At 39.2% G+C, this 18,809-nt stretch carries 16 protein-coding genes; 12 read left to right on the forward strand and 4 right to left on the reverse strand.

Features of this window, described 5'->3' with window-relative positions; translation table 11 throughout:
• Positions 1 to 44 precede the first annotated feature (44 nt).
• The 6 genes from ACLJX0_RS02360 (at position 45) to ACLJX0_RS02385 (ending at position 6,024) form a co-directional block, all read left to right on the forward strand.
• Entirely contained in the window at positions 45 to 1,214 is a 1,170-nt protein-coding gene (locus tag ACLJX0_RS02360) for a hypothetical protein (RefSeq protein ID WP_410878057.1), read from the forward strand.
• Positions 1,215 to 1,218: 4 nt separating this feature from the next.
• Positions 1,219 to 1,893 (forward strand): 16S rRNA (cytidine(1402)-2'-O)-methyltransferase, encoded by a 675-nt coding sequence (rsmI, locus tag ACLJX0_RS02365; protein ID WP_410878058.1) that lies wholly within the window; start codon positions 1,219 to 1,221, stop codon positions 1,891 to 1,893.
• Positions 1,894 to 1,935: 42 nt separating this feature from the next.
• A complete protein-coding gene (locus tag ACLJX0_RS02370; protein WP_410878059.1) occupies positions 1,936 to 2,358 on the forward strand; it encodes an OsmC family protein in 423 nt (140 codons plus the stop codon).
• A gap of 2 nt (positions 2,359 to 2,360) precedes the next feature.
• Positions 2,361 to 4,061 carry a single-stranded-DNA-specific exonuclease RecJ gene (gene recJ, locus ACLJX0_RS02375; RefSeq protein ID WP_410878060.1) on the forward strand — a complete coding sequence of 567 codons (1,701 nt, stop codon included), beginning with the start codon at positions 2,361 to 2,363 and terminating at the stop codon, positions 4,059 to 4,061.
• A 36-nt stretch (positions 4,062 to 4,097) separates the two neighbouring features.
• A complete protein-coding gene (locus ACLJX0_RS02380) occupies positions 4,098 to 5,087 on the forward strand; it encodes an aspartate-semialdehyde dehydrogenase (RefSeq protein ID WP_410878061.1) in 990 nt (329 codons plus the stop codon).
• Positions 5,088 to 5,364: 277 nt separating this feature from the next.
• Complete coding sequence (locus ACLJX0_RS02385) at positions 5,365 to 6,024, forward strand: DNA-binding response regulator (protein WP_410878062.1); 660 nt, start codon at positions 5,365 to 5,367, stop codon at positions 6,022 to 6,024.
• 36 nt (positions 6,025 to 6,060) lie between these two features.
• Here ACLJX0_RS02385 and acnA read toward each other — a convergent pair whose 3' ends face one another.
• Positions 6,061 to 8,793 carry an aconitate hydratase AcnA gene (gene acnA, locus ACLJX0_RS02390; RefSeq protein WP_410878063.1) on the reverse strand — a complete coding sequence of 911 codons (2,733 nt, stop codon included), beginning with the start codon at positions 8,791 to 8,793 and terminating at the stop codon, positions 6,061 to 6,063.
• Between the two features lie 161 nt (positions 8,794 to 8,954).
• Here acnA and ACLJX0_RS02395 point away from each other — a divergent pair, with 161 nt between their 5' ends.
• Entirely contained in the window at positions 8,955 to 10,373 is a 1,419-nt protein-coding gene (locus ACLJX0_RS02395; protein WP_410878064.1) for an MBL fold metallo-hydrolase, read from the forward strand.
• A 111-nt stretch (positions 10,374 to 10,484) separates the two neighbouring features.
• On the opposite strand, the gene ACLJX0_RS02400 is transcribed toward ACLJX0_RS02395, so the two are convergent.
• The 3 genes from ACLJX0_RS02400 to ACLJX0_RS02410 form a co-directional block, all read right to left on the reverse strand.
• On the reverse strand, positions 10,485 to 11,093 hold the full coding sequence (locus ACLJX0_RS02400; protein WP_410878065.1) for an alpha-ketoglutarate-dependent dioxygenase AlkB family protein: 609 nt from the start codon (positions 11,091 to 11,093) through the stop codon (positions 10,485 to 10,487).
• A 5-nt stretch (positions 11,094 to 11,098) separates the two neighbouring features.
• Entirely contained in the window at positions 11,099 to 11,956 is an 858-nt protein-coding gene (locus ACLJX0_RS02405; RefSeq protein ID WP_410878066.1) for a methylated-DNA--[protein]-cysteine S-methyltransferase, read from the reverse strand.
• 220 nt (positions 11,957 to 12,176) lie between these two features.
• Positions 12,177 to 13,712: a GNAT family N-acetyltransferase gene (locus ACLJX0_RS02410; protein ID WP_410878067.1), complete on the reverse strand. Its 1,536-nt coding sequence runs from the start codon at positions 13,710 to 13,712 to the stop codon at positions 12,177 to 12,179.
• 137 nt (positions 13,713 to 13,849) lie between these two features.
• Between ACLJX0_RS02410 and ACLJX0_RS02415 the strand changes: the two genes are divergently transcribed.
• The 5 genes from ACLJX0_RS02415 to mgtE all read left to right on the forward strand — a co-directional run bounded on the left by ACLJX0_RS02415 (position 13,850) and on the right by mgtE (position 18,651).
• Positions 13,850 to 14,173 (forward strand): single-stranded DNA-binding protein, encoded by a 324-nt coding sequence (locus tag ACLJX0_RS02415; protein ID WP_410878068.1) that lies wholly within the window; start codon positions 13,850 to 13,852, stop codon positions 14,171 to 14,173.
• A gap of 99 nt (positions 14,174 to 14,272) precedes the next feature.
• Positions 14,273 to 14,962 carry a response regulator transcription factor gene (locus ACLJX0_RS02420; protein WP_410878069.1) on the forward strand — a complete coding sequence of 230 codons (690 nt, stop codon included), beginning with the start codon at positions 14,273 to 14,275 and terminating at the stop codon, positions 14,960 to 14,962.
• Positions 14,952 to 16,310 carry an ATP-binding protein gene (locus ACLJX0_RS02425; protein WP_410878071.1) on the forward strand — a complete coding sequence of 453 codons (1,359 nt, stop codon included), beginning with the start codon at positions 14,952 to 14,954 and terminating at the stop codon, positions 16,308 to 16,310. The genes ACLJX0_RS02420 and ACLJX0_RS02425 overlap by 11 nt, the downstream gene beginning before the upstream one ends.
• Positions 16,311 to 16,538: 228 nt before the next feature.
• On the forward strand, positions 16,539 to 17,234 hold the full coding sequence (locus tag ACLJX0_RS02430; protein ID WP_410878073.1) for an MgtC/SapB family protein: 696 nt from the start codon (positions 16,539 to 16,541) through the stop codon (positions 17,232 to 17,234).
• Positions 17,235 to 17,253: 19 nt separating this feature from the next.
• A complete protein-coding gene (gene mgtE, locus ACLJX0_RS02435; protein ID WP_410878075.1) occupies positions 17,254 to 18,651 on the forward strand; it encodes a magnesium transporter in 1,398 nt (465 codons plus the stop codon).
• Positions 18,652 to 18,809: the final 158 nt, after the last annotated feature.

Genomic DNA, 18,809 nt, shown 5'->3' on the forward strand with positions numbered 1-18,809 from the left:
TTATCAAAAAAAGCTTGTATAATTGACTAATGAAATTAAAAGTTATGAAGAAAGTCTTAGAGGGAGAGTTGTTGAGCATCGTTCATCGCGTGTTGCAGATGAAGGATACGGATGTAGATAAGTTATATGTTGAAGCGAAAGAACTATATGAGAAGCTTCAAATTTTAAAATTTTATCAAGATAACCTAGCATTAGGACTTGTAAACGACATAGCTGAAGATCAGTTAGTAGCTAAATTAAGCGCCTTCGCACCCGTAGCAAAGGAGCCCACAGAAACTTTAGCTGCAAATGTGGAAGAGGAAGAAGAACGATCTCAAATTCCCGCTGATTTAATTGTGGAAGATTATCCACTAGTGGTGGAAGCAGAGAAAGAAACAGTCATTGATTTTGAATCTCCAGCGTTGAGTCAAGAAGAAAAAGAAGAAGGGGCAGTAGAGGAAACGGAAGAAGAACATACAACGCTTGTTTTTGAGGAAGAAGAGGAAGATGCTGTTGAAGAAGAAATAGAAGAGGAAGAAGAGGAAGATGTGCAGACGGAAGAAGATATGGTAAGGGTGTTGGAAGAGGAGGAATTAACAGACCAAGCGGTAGCGGAAGTTGCAAGTGAAACTCCTATTGAATCAAACGTGGAGGCAAAAGAAGAGGCGGTGACGTTTACTCCTTTAACGGGCGATCAACGAGAAGATAATCCATTTGAAGGCTTTGACTTTGGGGAAATTGAGTTTATTCGCGTAGAAGATGTGGCAAAGGAAGATGCCCATATCGTGGATGACAGTATGTTTGAGCGTGTAGTAGCAGAACAAGCACAGGCTGAAGAAGAAAATCAATCTACGGATACTTTTTTTGCACAGCAACAGGTAAAAGAAGAAGAAAGTAAAGAGGAAGAAGATAAAGCAGAACGTCAGCAGAATATGTTGTTTAATCTTGACCAAGTATCGGTGAGAGAACCGCGTATTGTAAAAACGGCGATTAATGATATTTATCGCGGTACGATTATGGTTGGATTAAACGATCGCATTGCTTTTGAAAAACACCTGTTTGCCAATAGCTCAGAAGATTTTAATCGTGTATTATCTCAACTAAATACCGTAAGTACATACGAAGAAGCAAGAAGTTTTGTAGAGCATTTAGTAAAACCAGAATACAACAACTGGGAAGGTAAAGATGAATATGCGGAGCGTTTTATGGCGTTAATTGAAAAGCGTTTCGAATAAGAGTATGGGAAAATTATACGTTGTACCAACACCGATTGGCAACTTAGAAGATATGACGTTTCGCGCCTTAAAGGTGTTGAAAGAAGTCGATTATATTTTAGCAGAAGACACGAGAAATAGTGGAAAGTTATTGAAGCATTTTGAGGTAAATACCCCCATGATGAGCCATCACATGCACAATGAACACAAAACGGTAGAAGGACTAGTGAAACGCATGCAAACAGGGGAAACATTTGCTCTGATTTCTGATGCAGGAACTCCTGCAATTTCCGATCCAGGCTTCTTATTGACAAGAGCTTGTATTGAGAATCAAATTGAAGTAGAGTGTTTACCTGGAGCTACAGCTTTTGTACCAGCCCTAGTAAACAGTGGTTTACCCAATGATAAATTTGTATTTGAAGGCTTCTTACCCGATAAAAAAGGACGTCAAACGCGTTATCTCCAATTGGCAGAAGAGGTGAGAACAATGATTATTTATGTTTCTCCCCACAAATTGGTAAAGACACTAGGCGAATTTCAAACCTATTTTGGTGAAGATCGCATCCTTTCGGTTTCTCGAGAATTGTCTAAATTACACGAAGAAACCGTGAGAGGGACAGTGCTTGAAGTGCTAAAGCATTTCGAAGAAAAACCACCTAAAGGAGAAATCGTAGTCGTTGTCGCTGGGAAGAGACAATAGGACAAAAAAATAATACTACATTTTTGATAAAAGATAAAGGATATGTCACATAAAGTTACAACTACTTGGTTAGAGAATATGCAATTTGAATCAACGAATCCAAGTGGAGAAACCATGCGTATTGATGCCGGACCAGAAAATGGAGGAGACAATAAAGGGTTTAGACCCAAAGCATTGATGTTATCTGCCTTGGCAGGATGCTCTGGATTGGATGTTGCCTCTTTAATCAAAAAAATGAGGTTAGAGGTTGCCGATTTTAAAATCGAAACCGAAGGATTGTTAACAGATGAAGATCCTGCAGTTTACCATACCGTTATTGTAGATTACCATTTTTATGGGACCAATTTGGATGAAGCTAAACTAAAGAAAGCAGTGGATCTGTCTATAGAAAAATATTGTGGAGTAATGCATATGTTCACACAGTTTGCAAAAGTGGAGACCAATATTCATTACCATAAACAATAAGAATGCGGTGGACATTAAAAGAAGTAAAAGATAAAAAAAGCGTTAATCATCTTGTTCAAGTGCTGGGCATTGAACCCGTTTTAGCTCAACTACTGGTTGATCGCGGAATTACTACCTATCAACAAGCCAAGAGTTTTTTCCGTCCATCTTTGGATGAATTGCATGACCCTTATCTCATGAAGGATATGGATAAGGCTGTACAAAGAATTGAAGAAGCTATTGCTAAAAAGGAAAATATCCTCGTTTTTGGTGATTATGATGTGGATGGTACCACTGCAGTAGCATTGGTCTACTCTTATCTCCAATCTTATTACCCGAACGTGGATCGCTATATTCCAGATCGCTATAAAGAGGGATATGGAATATCCTATCAAGGTATTGATTATGCTGCGGATAATGATATTACACTTATTATTGCACTAGATTGTGGAATTAAATCCATCGATCATGTGGAATATGCGAAACAAAAAGGAGTAGATTTCGTCATTGGCGATCATCATTTACCAGGTAGCCAAATTCCCAATGCGGTAGCTGTATTAGATCCTAAACGCAGCGATTGTACATATCCCTATGACGAATTATGTGGCTGTGGGGTTGGGTTTAAATTAGTACAAGCGTTAGCCGCAAATCGGAATCAGACGATAGAGGATTTACTCCCTTATCTCGATTTGGTGGTTACAGCAATTGGAGCTGATATTGTTCCTATTACAGGTGAAAATAGAATCTTAGCTTATTTCGGATTAGAAGTGCTCAATAGCAATCCAAGACCCGGAATCAAAGCATTGCTGAATGTTTATAAACAAAGTAGCTATACGGTTAGTGATATCGTGTTCAAAGTGGCACCAAAAATTAATGCTGCTGGGCGAATTCAACATGGTAATTATGCGGTAGATTTACTGACGCGTTTTTCCATGAGAGAAGCAGAAGAAACGGCAGAGATGATTATTGCATTCAATGAAGAACGAAAGCTATTAGACCAAAATATAACAGAAGAGGCAAAAGATCAAATTATTGAAAATAAGGAAATTAACAATAAAGCAACCGTCGTATTTCATCAATCCTGGCATAAAGGAGTAATCGGCATCGTTGCCTCTCGTTTAATTGAAACCTATTATCGACCAACGGTGGTGTTTACTGCTAGCGGAGATGTATTAGCTGCTTCGGCCCGATCAGTGAAAAATTTTGATCTGTATGCCGCTTTGGAAGCTTGTTCAGAGGAGCTCATTCAGTTTGGGGGACATATGTATGCAGCTGGAATGACGTGTAAAAAAGAAAATTACCTCAACTTTAAAGCAAAATTTGAAGAAGTAGTTTCGAGCACCATTCATGAACGCGATTTGATACCTGAAGTTGAAATTGATGCGCTGTTAGACTTTGCGGATATAACACCAAAGTTTTGTCGTATCTTGAAGCAGTTTGAACCCTTTGGTCCTCAAAATATGAGTCCCGTTTTTTTGACCAAAAATGTCTATGACACAGGATATGCGAGAGGATTAGGAGCCAATAAAGAACATCTTAAGATGTATGTTAGACAACGCGGACATTTGGACAAAGGATTTAGCGCAATCGGCTTTTCCTTCGGGAAGTATTTAGACGATATTCAAAACCGCACCTTTTTTAATTTGGTGTATACCATTGAAGAAAATGAATGGAAAGGAGAGGTCAGTAATCAATTGCAAATTAAGGATATGCAATTAGTGTAAAACAAAATAGAATAACTATAATTTTTATTATTTAAAATGAAAGTAGCAGTAGTAGGCGCTACCGGAATGGTAGGAGAGATTATGCTAAAAGTATTAGCAGAACGCAATTTTCCAGTAACAGAATTAATACCTGTCGCTTCTGAGAAATCAGTAGGAAGTGAAATAGAGTTCAAAGGGAAGAAATTCGTAGTGCAATCCATGGCCGAAGCTGTAAAGATGAAACCAGCGCTTGCACTGTTCTCTGCAGGCGGCTCCATTTCATTAGAATGGGCACCAGAATTTGCTGCTGTTGGAACAACGGTGATTGACAATTCATCTGCTTGGCGTATGGATGTAACCAAAAAGTTAGTGGTTCCCGAAATTAATGCTTCAAGTTTAACAAAAGACGATAAGATTATTGCCAACCCCAATTGTTCAACAATTCAGTTGGTCATGGCTTTGGCTCCCTTACACAAAAAATACAAGGTGAAACGCGTTGTGGTTTCTACGTATCAATCTATCACCGGGACAGGGGTTAAGGCAGTAAGACAATTGGAAAACGAATATGTGGGTGAAGCAGGAGAAATGGCATATGCTTATCCTATCCACCGCAATGCTATTCCACATTGCGATGTTTTTGAAGATAATGGATATACCAAAGAAGAAATGAAATTGGTAAAAGAAACGAAAAAAATCTTAGCAGATGATACGGTTTTAGTCACTGCAACGGCCGTTCGTATCCCTGTTGTTGGAGGCCATAGTGAGGCAGTTAATGTAGCTTTTGAACAGGATTTTGCTATTGATGAAGTGCGTCGACTTTTACACGAAACCCCAGGTATTGTTGTACAAGATAATACAGATACCAATACATATCCGATGCCATTATATGCGCAAGGTAAAGATGAGGTATTTGTGGGGCGTATTCGTCGTGATGAAACGCAACCTAATACCTTAAATATGTGGATTGTATCTGATAACTTGAGAAAAGGAGCAGCAACCAATACCATCCAAATTGCAGAGTATTTAGTAGCAAACGCACTGTTGTAAAAAATAAAAGAATTTCACTTGAAAGCCAATTAGCTCGCTAATTGGCTTTTTTATTTTGTAGAAAAACCAGGCTTGTATGGAGTGTATCCTTTTGGGATAAAAAAAGCCAAATACAGCGGAATAATAAGGAATAGAACAGGTTTTTTATTACATTAGCAGGTAATAGGGCAACGTGTTTGAATGCATTTACACTATTCTTTCGCTTTTATGAAAGGGTCGAGGTGAATAAGAAAATGCGTTTAAGGAAACAGCGCTCTGAGATAGTCAAGTTTGTGGTATGAAGAGAATTTTATTAATAGATGATCATCCTTTAATTCTGGAGGGATATCGAATGGCACTGTTGAGTCATGCTGCATTTGCTCAAGACTTCATTTTTGAAAAAGCGTTTGATTGTACGCAGGCAAAACAAAAAATTGACGAAGCAATTGTCAACAAGCAACCCTATGATATTGCGCTTGTTGATTTTTCCTTGCCCAAAGGGGATGACTCTGTTTGGGATGATGGCGGAGATATTATTCGATACCTTAAGAAGGAAATGCCCTCTTGTAAAACCATTACTATTACAGGACATAGAGAAGTATTAACCATTTATGATATCGTAAAAAATATTCGACCAACGAGTATTATTGGAAAAAATGAAATTACACCCCAAGTATTAGTTGATTTGGTAGAAGCAATTTGTAGTGGAAATGAATATCAAAGTCCAATGGTGAAACATTGTTTGGAAGAAATGGTTTATAAAGAAGTGATGTACGATGATTACAATCGAGCTATTTTAGTATTATTGGCCAAAGGACATAAGCTTGTTGACTTAGAACAATTTGTGCCTTTAGCTGCGCCGACCATCAAAAAGCGAATTGCTAAGATGAAAGTGGCCTTTGGAGCTGCAGATTCTGCAACGCTGGTACAGGAAGCAATTAAACAAGGATTTGTATAAAAAACAAAGGCTGTTCGGAAGAACAGCCTTTGTTTTTTAGTGTTTTAAGAAGTCTCTCAATACGTATTGGAGAATTCCATCGTTTTTGTAATATTCAATTTCGATAAGCGAATCGAATCGCGCTAAGGCTTGGAAGATAATCGCTTGATTATTTTCTGTCGTTGCAGTGACCTCAACCACCTTATGCGGTGTTAGATTTTCTGCTAAGCCAGTGATACTATAGGTTTCTCTTCCTGTTAATCCTAAGCTTTCTGCCGACTGATTGGGCAAGAACTGCAATGGAGCAATTCCCATTCCAATTAAGTTACTGCGGTGAATACGTTCAAAACTTTCCGCAATAACCGCCTTAATTCCCAAAAGATATGCTCCTTTTGCGGCCCAATCTCGAGAAGATCCACTACCGTATTCTTTTCCAGCTAGTACAATTAACGGGGTTTCCGTTTCTTTGTATTTCATTGCGGTATCATAAACAGTTAAGGATTCGTTAGTAGGTAAATACGTACTATATCCACCTTCACGTTGTGCTATTTTATTCTTGATACGAACGTTGGCAAAAGTTCCTCTCATCATCACTTCATGGTTTCCGCGTCTTGATCCGTACGAGTTAAAATCTTCAGGTTTCACTCCTTGAGATAGCAAGTACTTTCCAGCAGCAGATTCTTCATTGAAAGATCCCGCAGGAGAGATATGGTCGGTTGTAACAGAATCACCTAAATAAAGTAAAACACGGGCTGCATGAATGTCTGTTAATGGTTTCGGTTCTTTTGGTAGGTTCTCAAAGAAAGGTGCGTGACGGATATAGGTAGAAGCTGGATTCCACTCAAAGCTTGCGCCTTTCGGAGCATGAAGGTTTTTCCAGTTCTCTTCTCCTTCAAAAATTTGATCATATACTTCTTTGAAGTCCTCGCGTTTTAAGGAATCGTTGATAACTGCTCGAATTTCCTCATGTGTTGGCCAAATATCGCGTAAATATACAGGTTCTCCATTTGGATCATAATCTAGTGGGTCTGTCATTAAGTTGATATCCACGCGGCCTACTAAGGCATAGGCTACGACTAACATGGGAGACATCAAGAAATTCATCTTTACTTGGGGGTGTACCCTTGCTTCGAAGTTTCTGTTTCCAGAAAGCACAGAAGCAACAACTAGATCCCCTTGGGTAACAGCTTCTGCAATAGGCGCTGGAAGCGGTCCACTATTTCCAATACACGACGTACATCCATATCCTACTGTATGGAAACGCAAAGCTTCTAAATCTTCGGATAAACCAGAACGATCTAGATAGTGTGTTACGACTTTTGATCCAGGAGCTAAGCTCGTTTTTACCCAAGATTTGGTGCGTAACCCTCGTTGGATAGCCTTGCGAGCTACGAGTCCTGCTCCAATCATTACTTCAGGATTAGAGGTATTGGTACAACTAGTAATAGCTGCCAGCACAATACTTCCATCACCTAGTACATATTCTTTATTTTTCTGTTTGATGCGCACAGCACGCATGTTTTCTTTGACTACTTCCGTGGGTTGACTTGTAGCTGCTTCATTTTGTGTATAGATAAATTCTGTTCCTGATCCACCTTCAGATAACCAAGCGGATTCGCGTCGATCTTTCATCGAAACATAGGCGCGGTTGTACTCCTCTTCTAATAAAGTGGAGAACGTTTGATCTAATTCACGCACTAAAATTTTGTCTTGTGGACGTTTAGGTCCTGAAACAGTAGGCTCTAAGGTATTTAAGTCTAATTCTACCACAGCAGAATAGGTAATATCCTCTTTTCCTGTTCGCCATAATAAGTTTTCTTTGCAGTATTCTTCTACCAACTGAACGTGATCTTCGTCTCGATTGGTTTGACGCATATAGTGTAAAGTTTGGTCATCAATTGGGAAGTAGGTCACGGTACATCCAAATTCTGGGGACATATTGGAAATAGTCGCGCGATCGGTTACAGATAAATGATCTAATCCATCGCCAAAAACTTCCACAAATTTTCCTACTACTCCTTGCTTACGCAATATTTTTGTAATGGACAATACCATATCGGTAGCAGTTGCTCCTTGAGGAATTTTCCCCGTTAGTTTAAGCCCCACCACTTCTGGACAGGTGAAGTAAATCGGTTGACCTAACATGGCTGCTTCGGCTTCAATTCCTCCCACTCCCCAAGCAATAACTCCAATTCCGTTTACCATAGGAGTGTGAGAATCGGTGCCGACTAAGGTGTCAGGAAATAACCAACCATCTCGATTGATCACTCCTTTGGCGAGGTATTCTAAGTTTACCTGGTGGCAAATCCCCATTCCAGGAGGAACCACAGTAAATCCTTTTAATTCTTGTTGGGCCCATTTCAGTAGCTCGTAGCGTTCCGCGTTGCGTTCGTACTCTTTGGTCACATTTTCTTTATAAGCGTAATCGGTTCCAAAATAATCTACTTGCACCGAGTGGTCAATAACTAAGTCAACGGGAATAGCAGGGGTTATTTTTTCCCCATTTTTGCCTTGACGCACGTATTCAGCACGTAAAGAAGCCAAATCTACTACACCAGGTACTCCCGTAAAATCTTGCATCAATACACGTGCAGGTTTAAAGGGAATGTCTTTGTCGGTGGGTTGAGGTTGCCAATTGACTAACGTATCGATGTGCTCATCTGTAATAGCAAATCCGTCGTGATTACGCAACACATTTTCTAATAGAATACGAATAGAAAAAGGCAATCGATGCATGTCTTTGCCTTCCTCTTGTAGCTTTTTAAGCGAGGCTATTTTGTAATTTCTCATAATTGTTAGTTTTTCCCAATTTACGAAAAAATAATGGATTATATGGCCTGAAAACAAAGCTTTAGTCTTAAAAAAAAACTAAAATATGCCTAGGGATTATGATAATTGTCATTTTTAAATCCTTGAGAATGAATTACTTTTACGTTACAAAATTGTGAGTCATGAAAATCGAACAAATCTATACGGGATGTATTGCACATGCCGCTTATTATCTTTCTAGCCAAGGAGAAGCCGCTATTTTTGACCCTTTACGCGATGTACAGCCATATATCGATCGAGCGACAAAGGATCAGACAAGCATCAAGTATGTATTTGAGACGCATTTTCATGCTGACTTTGTCAGTGGTCACTTGGATTTGATGCAAAAAACAGGGGCTCAAATTGTTTTTGGCCCAACGGCTACACCTAATTACGAAGCCATTATTGCGATGGACAATCAAGTGTTTACCGTAGGTGGAGTCAAAATACAAGTATTACACACGCCTGGACATACGATGGAGAGTAGTACGTATTTGATATTTGATGAAGAAGGAGAGCCACAGGCTATTATTACTGGAGATACATTATTTATTGGAGATGTAGGCCGTCCAGATTTGGTGCAACTAGTCAAGTCAGAACTAACACAAGAAAAACTAGCAAGACATTTATACCAGTCGCTACGCAACAAAATAATGCCTTTACCTGATCATCTCATTGTGTATCCGAATCACGGAGCAGGTAGTGCATGTGGTAAAAATATGAGTAAGGAAACAACAGATACGTTGGGAAATCAAAAGAAAACCAACTATGCGCTACGCGCGGATATGTCGGAAGATGAGTTTGTTGAAGAGGTATTAACTGGCTTAGTTACGCCGCCGCAGTATTTTCCAAAAAATGTCTTGTTGAATATTGGCGGCTATGAACAGCTGGATGAAGTTTTGGATCGTGCATACAAACCTTTGACTTTGGCTATGTTTGATGCAATGCTTGCCACAGGGGATGTTTTGCTTCTTGATACACGAGCGCCGCAGGACTTTGCTCGGGGATTTATTCCCAAAAGTATCAATATCGGATTGAATGGTCCTTTTGCGGTATGGGTGGGCGAGTTGATTAAAAATATTCAACAGCCCTTGATATTAATCACAGATCCAGGTAAAGAAGAGGAGAGTATGGTGCGCTTGTCTCGAGTGGGATATGACCACACGGTGGGATTTTTGGCGGGAGGAATTGATACGTGGAAAACGGCAGATAGACCGTTAGATGTTATTCCTCGATTAGAAGCACACCAAGTGGATGCCTATGTGAAAAGTGAAGCTCCTGTATTGGTAGATGTTCGTAAAGAAAGTGAATATCAAGCAGAACATTTGGTAGAAGCAACTTTTGTTTCCCTGAATAGATTAGAAGAAAAAATAGATACACTTGATCAAAATAAAACACAAGTGGTGTTTTGTGCAGGCGGATACCGCAGTATGATTGCGGCTTCTATGCTACGCGCGAAAGGGTTTTTAAAAGTAGTTGATGTTGTGGGCGGATTTCAAGCACTTGCTCCCATTACTGCATTGGATAAAACAACTTTTGTTTGTCCAACATCCCTATTGTAAAGAAGGAATTCAGTTGTTTATACGTTCTGGGTGTTTTAATACGATACAATCTCAGAATAGTTATTATGTTTTTAGTTTAAGACAGCTCTCTGGGTTTGGGAGCTGTTTTTTTTAGTTTTCAATGGAGCGAAAGGTCAAATTAATTCGCGGGTGGTGGACCGTCTTTGTCGGAGGTAATCGATGCAACCAAAAGGTTTGGGTATCTCCTTTCATTACTAGTAAGTGTCCGCTCTCCAAGGTAAAAGTCACTTTTTCTTGGGTTGATTTGTGTTTGAATAAAAATTTACGGGTTGCTCCTAAACTCAAGGAAGCAATGGCACCATTTTTCTTTAAATCTTTTTCGGCATCACTATGCCAGGCCATACCTTCACTGCCATCGTGATACAAGTTAAGCAAGCAAGAATTATAGGTTTCACCTGTTTGAACCTCAATGCGTTTTTTTAGCGCTAACAACTCAGGTGTCCATGGTAAAGCAAATTTGGTCACGTTGGAATAGGTATAGGGAAAGGGCTTTGAGCCATACCAAGCTACTTTGCGCTTGGTGATGACTTTTTTACCAAAAATAATCGCTTCGTCATTTTTCCACTCGATGTAGTGCAACAAATGATTATAGTAAAATGCAGCTTCTTCAGTAGTTAGCAGATACCCGTAAAAATGTACCGTTCCTTGGTAGGGAAGGTGATTGTGTTGAGTATCGTCGGCGGAATGAAATAAGTCCATTTTTTTTATTTAAAAGTTGGTTCTCCATATACTTGAGCTCCTTCCCAGCCAATGATAGCCGTTTTGCGCGTAGCTCCCCACATATAATTTCCAAAGACACCCGATGCTTGAATGACGCGATGACAAGGGATTAAAAAGGCAATAGGGTTACTTCCAATAGCCGTTCCTACTGCTCGGGAGGCTTTGGGGTTGTCTATGGCCTGTGCAATAGCCCCATACGTAGTGAGTTCACCCATGGGAATCGCCAATAAACTTTGCCATACTTTGAGCTGAAAATCGGTTCCTTTTAAGTGCAATTTAATTTGGTGTAAATCAGGGGTCTTGCTTTGAAAAAATTGCAAGGCCTGGTTTTGTAAGGCATCCGTTTGTTCGATAAACTTCGCTTGTGGAAATTTGGCGATTAGTTCTTGTTTCGCAATTTCTTCCTCTTCCACAAAAACCAAATGACAAATCCCTTTCGCAGTTGACGCAATCAACAGTGGACCAAAAAAACTAGAGGCAAAACTGTAGTTGATGGTTAGGTGTTGACCACCATTTTGATACTCCGCAGGAGTCATTCCTTCTAAAGTGATAAATAAATCATGCAAGCGACTCGTACTTGATAAACCCGTTTCAAAAGTGGCATCAAATAAAGTGGCTTGTTTGTCTTTCAATAGGGATTTCGCATATTCTAAACTCGTAAACTGCAAGAATTTCTTCGGGCTCGTGCCTGCCCATTCCGTAAATAAACGCTGAAAATGCGCCGGACTCAAATGCAAGACATCCGCCACCACATCTAAATGAGGCTGCTGCTTGAAGTTTTGCTGAATGTACGCAATGGCTTCAGCAATACGGGTATAATTTATATGGGCTTGGTCATTCATTTTCTAATGATTGGTGAGGTTTTTTTGTTTTTGGTGAGAATTAGGTGAGGTTTGTCATTTCTGTTTCATACTTTATTTTCATTGCCAACTATAAACTGTCAACCGTCAACCGCCCAACAAAGATCTTGCTATTTCCTCAATTCTAAAATCCGAAATATGCTAATTATTCACGCAAAAAAGGACTAAAAAAAAGCTTGAGTGTTGGCTCAAGCTTTTTGGGTTATTTTGGACTGTTTTTTTTCTGCAAATCGTATAAATCCAGTCGTCTATCCTTCATAATTCGCACACTTCCGTGCTCGTGTAATTCCTTTAGTAAATCGAGGTTAACATCTACAATCAAGGTCATTTCTGTATTCGGAGTTGCTTCTGCTTTGACTCCATTGGTTGGGAAGGCAAAATCAGAAGGGGTGAATACGGCGGCTTGAGCAAATTGAATATCCATGTTATTCACTTTTGGAAGGTTTCCTACACAGCCTGCAATGGCTACATAACACTCATTTTCGATGGCTCGTGCAGCAGCACAGTTACGCACGCGGGTATAACCGTTTTGTGTATCCGTTAAAAAAGGAACGAAAAGAATTTCCATACCTTCTTCTGCAAGTAGACGTGGCAATTCGGGAAATTCTACATCATAACAAACGATAATTCCGATTTTTCCGCAATCGGTATCAAAGGTTTGAATACCCGATCCGCCTTGCATTCCCCAATAGTGTACCTCATTGGGCGTAATGTGAATTTTGGAATACATCTCATAGGTTCCGTCACGTTTGCAAAGGAAACCGACATTGTATAAGGTTCCATCAATCAAATACGGCATACTACCTGAGATGATATTGATGTTATACGAAATGGCAAACTCTTGGAATCGCTTGCGAATAGGTGTTGTATAACGCGCAAGCTCGCGAATTGAATCCGCTTCGGACAAGTGGTTGTACGCTGCCATCAAAGGAGCTGTAAATAGTTCTGGGAACATGGCAAAGTCACTTTCGTAATCAGAAACCGCGTTGATGAAGAATTCCGCTTGATCAAAGAATTCCTCTAAATCATTAAACGGACGCATCTGCCATTGAATTAACCCCAAACGCACCACACTCTTTCTGGTGTTGATGAGTTGAACGTCCTTTTCATAGTAGATGTTATTCCACTCCAAAAGCACCGCATAATCTTTAGATTCCTTATCCCCGTCGAGGTAGTTGCGCATCAAACGCACCATGTGAAAGTCATTTGACATTTGAAAAGACATCACCGGATCGTTGATTTCTTTCGCTTTTACCTTGTCTAAATACTGTTTAGGAGTAAGCTCATTGGCATATTTTGCGTACTTCGGGATGCGTCCCGCAAATACAATTGATTTTAAGTTTAGTTGTTCACACAATTCTTTACGCGCATCATATAAACGACGACCTAAGCGCAAGCCTCTATACTTGGGGTGAATGAATACATCAATTCCGTATAAAACATTGCCTTTGGGATTATGTGTACTAAAAGAAGAATAGCCCGTAATTTGATCGTAATTATGGGTGGACATGGCTTTTTTCTCATCAATGATAATAGAAAGCGCTGACCCTACAACAATATCGTCAACTAAAACGACTAGTTGCCCTTCAGGAAAAATACTCAGTAGGTTTTCTATTTCACTTTTATCCCAATACGGATCTTCCATGCCCGTATAGGATTCAAGCATTGAATTTTTAAGCTCCAAGTAGTCATCCAATTGGAGGTTGCGAAGTTCAATCTTGTTAATTGTCGTTTCCATGAATTTTTTATTGCAAATTACAAATAATACTTGTAACAAGTAAATATTTTGAAAGCTAAATGAAGGAAAGGGCTGGTGTTTGGTGTGTTTTTTGCTAAAAAACAGATAAGGTTTTTTATAATTTAAAAGTACATATTATGAGTTCACTACGAAATCGCGTTCAATTAATTGGACGAGCAGGACAAAATGCAGAAATCATCGTCTTTGGATCAGAGAAAAAGCGAGCGACTTTTTCAATTGCTATCAATGAATTTTATTTCAACGATAAAGGAGAAAAGATTGAAAATGTGCAGTGGCACCAGGTAGTCGCTTGGGGAAAATTAGCAGACATTGCGGAGAAGTATGTAGTCAAAGGGAAAGAAGTAGCAATTGAAGGAAAATTGGTGAATCGCTCGTACGAAGACAAAGCAAATAACAAGCGATACATAACCGAAATCGTTGTTTCTGAATTGCTTTTTTAGTGGTTTGAAAAAGAATTAGAGGTTGTTTTGCCGCATAAATAACCTCTTTTTTTGCAAAAAGACTTATCTTGGTCCCAATTAATTTAAAAGGAATTTCTTTTGAGCCAACTATTAGTAATTGAAGACGATATTCGCGTGGCAGAACTGCTTCAACGCAGCTTGCAAGATCAAAACTTTACGGTTGATGTGGCTTATGATGGCTATATGGGGAAGAAATTAGCCCTACAAAAAAAATATCAGCTGATTATTACTGATGTTATTTTACCCAAGATTAATGGTATTGATTTGTGTAAAGAACTCAAGCAATCATTACCCAATACACCTATTATCATGTTGACCGCTTTGGGAACAACAGACGATAAGGTGGAGGGATTTGATGCAGGAGCGGATGATTATTTGGTGAAACCTTTTGAATTAAGAGAACTTTATGTGCGTATTCGCGCGTTGCTTAAGCGCTTCGAAAAGGCAACGGAAGCGAATAATCCCATTTTGAACTATGCGGATTTAGAAATGGACCTCAATCAGAAAAAATTCAAACGAGCAGGAAAAGAGATTCACCTAACCCCTAAGGAATTTAACTTGATGCAGTACATGATGGAAAATCCAGAACGGGTATTGTCGCGTGCAGAGATTTCAGAGAAAGTATGGGATACGCATTTTGATACAGGAACCAATTTTATCGATGTGTACATCAATTACCTGAGAAAGAAGATTGAGCTAGATGCAGCAAATAAATTGATTCATACGAAATCAGGTATGGGTTTTATACTAAAAAGTCATGAGAATTAAAACGAGACTGACCCTGTTGTTTACGTTATTAGTGGCTTCTATATTACTGGTTTTCGCCAGTGTCATCTATTGGTCGTCCTCCAAAGGCAGAGAAGTTGAGTTTTATGAAGAATTAGAAAAAGAGGCCATTACCAAAGCCAAACTCTTTTTGGAAGCTCAAGTCAAACCAACAACTTTACACAAGATTTACCTCAACAATAGCGAAATTATCAATGAAGTAGAAGTTGCTGTTTATGATTATGATTTCAACCTGTTGTATCACGATGCAGAGGAAATTGATCGAGTGAAAGAAACGAAAGAGATGATCGGCAGCATTATCCAAAAGGGACGTTTACACTGCACTCAAGAGGATTGGCAAGTCATTGGAATTACGTATTCGCTGAATAATCGAGATTATGTGATAACTGCAACAGCTTATGATGAGTATGGCTACACTAAGTTGCAAAACTTGTTTGTAACCATTGTTGTTTTAGTGGTCATTTCTCTTTTGGTTATTTATTTTGTCGGGCTGTTTTTTGCAGATAAAGTATTGTTGCCCATCAAAAAGATGAATGATGAGGTAAATAAAATCACGGCAACAAATTTAGATTTGCGCATCAGTACGGAGAAAAATAAGGATGAACTTGGAGCACTAGCCAATACCTTCAATGAAATGCTCAATCGATTAGAGAATTCTTTTGATGCACAGAAGCAATTTGTATCGAATATTTCACATGAATTGAGAACTCCTTTGGCCGCTATTATTGCGGAATTGGAGCTGGCTTTAAGTAAAGAACAAAATCAAGCCTATTACATACAGACGATTGAAAATGCATTAAACGATTCGCAAAAAATCGTGCGTTTATCCAATAGCCTATTGGATTTTGCTAAGGCGAGTTATGATCCTACTGAAATTGTATTCAAACCTATTCGCGTGGATGAGGTGATTTTAGATGCCTGTCAGAAGTTACAAAAGATGGATGCCTCATACAAATTTAATTTTGTCATAGATGAATCGGTCACGGCGGAAGAAATGATGATTGTAAATGCCAACCCCTACTTATTAGAGGTGGCTTTGGTTAATTTATTGGAGAATGCTTGTAAGTTTTCAGAACAGAAAGCGTGTACGATTCAAATTGCCTATGAAGATTATCAGTTGACTATTCGTGTGCGAGACAAAGGCATTGGTATTGCGGAAGAAGACTTGGAGTCTATTTTTATTCCTTTTTACCGTGGTAAGAATCAAAACTACAAAGAAGGCAACGGGATTGGATTGCCATTAACGCATAAAATTATCAACTTACACAAAGGCAAGTTGAAGGTCGAGTCTCAAGTAGGAGAAGGAACGACGTTTACCATACAACTATAATACATCAAGCGCTTGTTTTTTAACAAGCGCTTTTTTATTCTAATAGAATTCTAATTTTATTCTAAAGGCTTTCTAATAGCCGTCAAGCCTCATAACTTCTACTTTTGTCCCAGCAAAAAAAATAAAAGATGGACACAGAATCCTTTCGAAGAAAAGAATGTTAATTCTCCTGTTACTTGTTTATAACGAAGATGATATGCAGTAAGTAGGAGTAAAAGAGATGAAGTTATGGCAATTACAGTATTTATTTTAAGATTATTACTAGCTTTTATTTTAGGAGCATTGATTGGGGCTGAGCGTCAAGTAAGACAAAAAAGCGCTGGATTGAGAACCAATACGTTGGTTTGTATTGGTGCCGCTGGATTTGTATTAATGTCGTATCAAATTGGTGGAACTGCAGTGGGGCGTGTGGCTTCTTATGTTGTAAGTGGAATTGGTTTTCTAGGAGCTGGCGTGATTATGAAGGATGGATTTAGCATCCGTGGATTGAATACGGCAGCGACGATTTGGTGCTCGGCTTCGGTTGGCTCTATGTGTGGTGTAGGATTATGGCAAGAAGCTATCGCCATGACCATCCTTATTGTAGGTGCACATTTGCTACTACGTCCCATCGGAAACCTCATGAATAAAATGTCGTTTGAGACTGAAAGTGATTCTGCAGAGGTGTTTTATGAAATTGTCGTGGGATGCAAAGAGCAAGTAGAAAATGATATTCGCGTGATGGTGCTCAAACACCTCAAGGCGCAAAAAGAATTGCAAATGCGTTCGTTAAAAAGTTCGGATAATGGGAATCCCGCTTTTTCTTACCTCAAGTTTGAGGTGTACTGCATCGGACGTAAAGATGATATTTTAGAGCAGATTACACAGAAAGTATCTTTAGAATTTGGTGTTTCTGAAGTATCCTGGGAGTTAATTACCTATTAATCGTTAAAAGTGAAAGGTCATGAGAACAATGAAGTATGAACCAACAAGTTTACGTAAAATCGCACAAGATTTTCAGGGATTGGATCAGATGATTAAGATGTTGCCTGTATTGAAGAAAATGCCTGTTATTGACGTCAGTGAGGCTCTGTCTTTGATGGAAACCAAAGAGCTATTTCTCATTTTGCGCGAATTCCCTTTAGAACATCAAGCGGAAATTTTTGCCTCCTTCCCTTTGGTGAAACAGCTTTCCGTTTTTCAACAGTTAAGCATGAAGCGATTTGCTCGATTATTTGAGCAAATGCCCTCGGAGGATCGCGCAGATTTATTTCAAATTTTAACTCAACAGGAGCAGATTGATCTCTTGCCCTTTTTGACTAAACCAGTGCGAGAGAATGTATTGGCATTGAGCTCCTATCCAGAAGATACGGCTGGAGGGATTATGAGTACGGATTTTGCAACCGTTTCTAAGGATATGACCTGTTTTGAGGCCATCCATAAGGTGCGTTTAGATGCCCCGTCAAAAAAGACGATTTATTATATCTATGTAGTCAATGAAGACCAAACACTATTGGGATTCATTACCTTGAAAGATTTGATTATCGCCGAACCCCATCAGTTGGTAGAGGAAGAATTGCACCGCGATTTTGTCTTTGGTTATGTAGACGAAGACAATGAACTCGTGGCAGCTAAAATCGATAAATATGAATTGGTGGCGTTGCCTATCCTCAATCGAAAGAAGCAATTGGTGGGGATTGTTACCCATGACGATGCACTAGATATTATTCAGGCCGAACATACCGAAGACATGCAGAAATTTATGGGGGTGATGGGGAGTAGTGAAGATGCAAATTATGAGCAAACGTCGATTTTTGGACACTTTAAAAAACGAGTGTTTTGGCTAGTTACCTTGGCAATTGTTGGGTTAATTTCAGGATTAATTATTCACAGTTTTGAGGGAGCTCTTGCTCAAATGGTTATTCTAGCACTCTATATGCCCATGGTAGCCGATGCTGGAGGAAATGCCGGAAGCCAATCTGCCACTGTAGTGGTACGGGCTATGGCTCTGGAACAAATAACGGTAAAATCATGGATGCGTGTGCTGTGGAAAGAAACGAGAATTGCACTGATGTTAGCGCTGTGTCTTGGCGTGTTAGCTTTTGGTAAAGTGGTCTTTTTTAGTTGGGAAACCGAGTCGCCAGAAACAACAGCTTTGTGGATTATTGGCGGTGTAATTGCGGTAGCCTTATTTCTACAAGTTGTTTTTTCAACAGTAATTGGAGCAGCTCTGCCCTTATTGGTCAAAAAAATGGGAGCCGATCCTGCCGTAGTTGCTAGTCCAGCGATTCGTACTATTGTCAATATCCTTGGACTGTTAATCTACTTTGGTTTGGCTGCTTATATCTTTGATCTACACTAAGTATCTTACATGTAAACGCTATTATAAAATTGAATAAAATGAAAAAAGGACGGTTTCGCTGTGATTTGACCCCTTATGGCTAATAGATGCTTGTTTTTATTGTTAAATAAACGTAATGTTTTATTTTTATAATGAAAATTATAGTGTAAAGTTTCGTA

Source organism: Myroides sp. DW712 (assembly GCF_046557355.1).
Lineage (GTDB): Bacteria > Bacteroidota > Bacteroidia > Flavobacteriales > Flavobacteriaceae > Flavobacterium.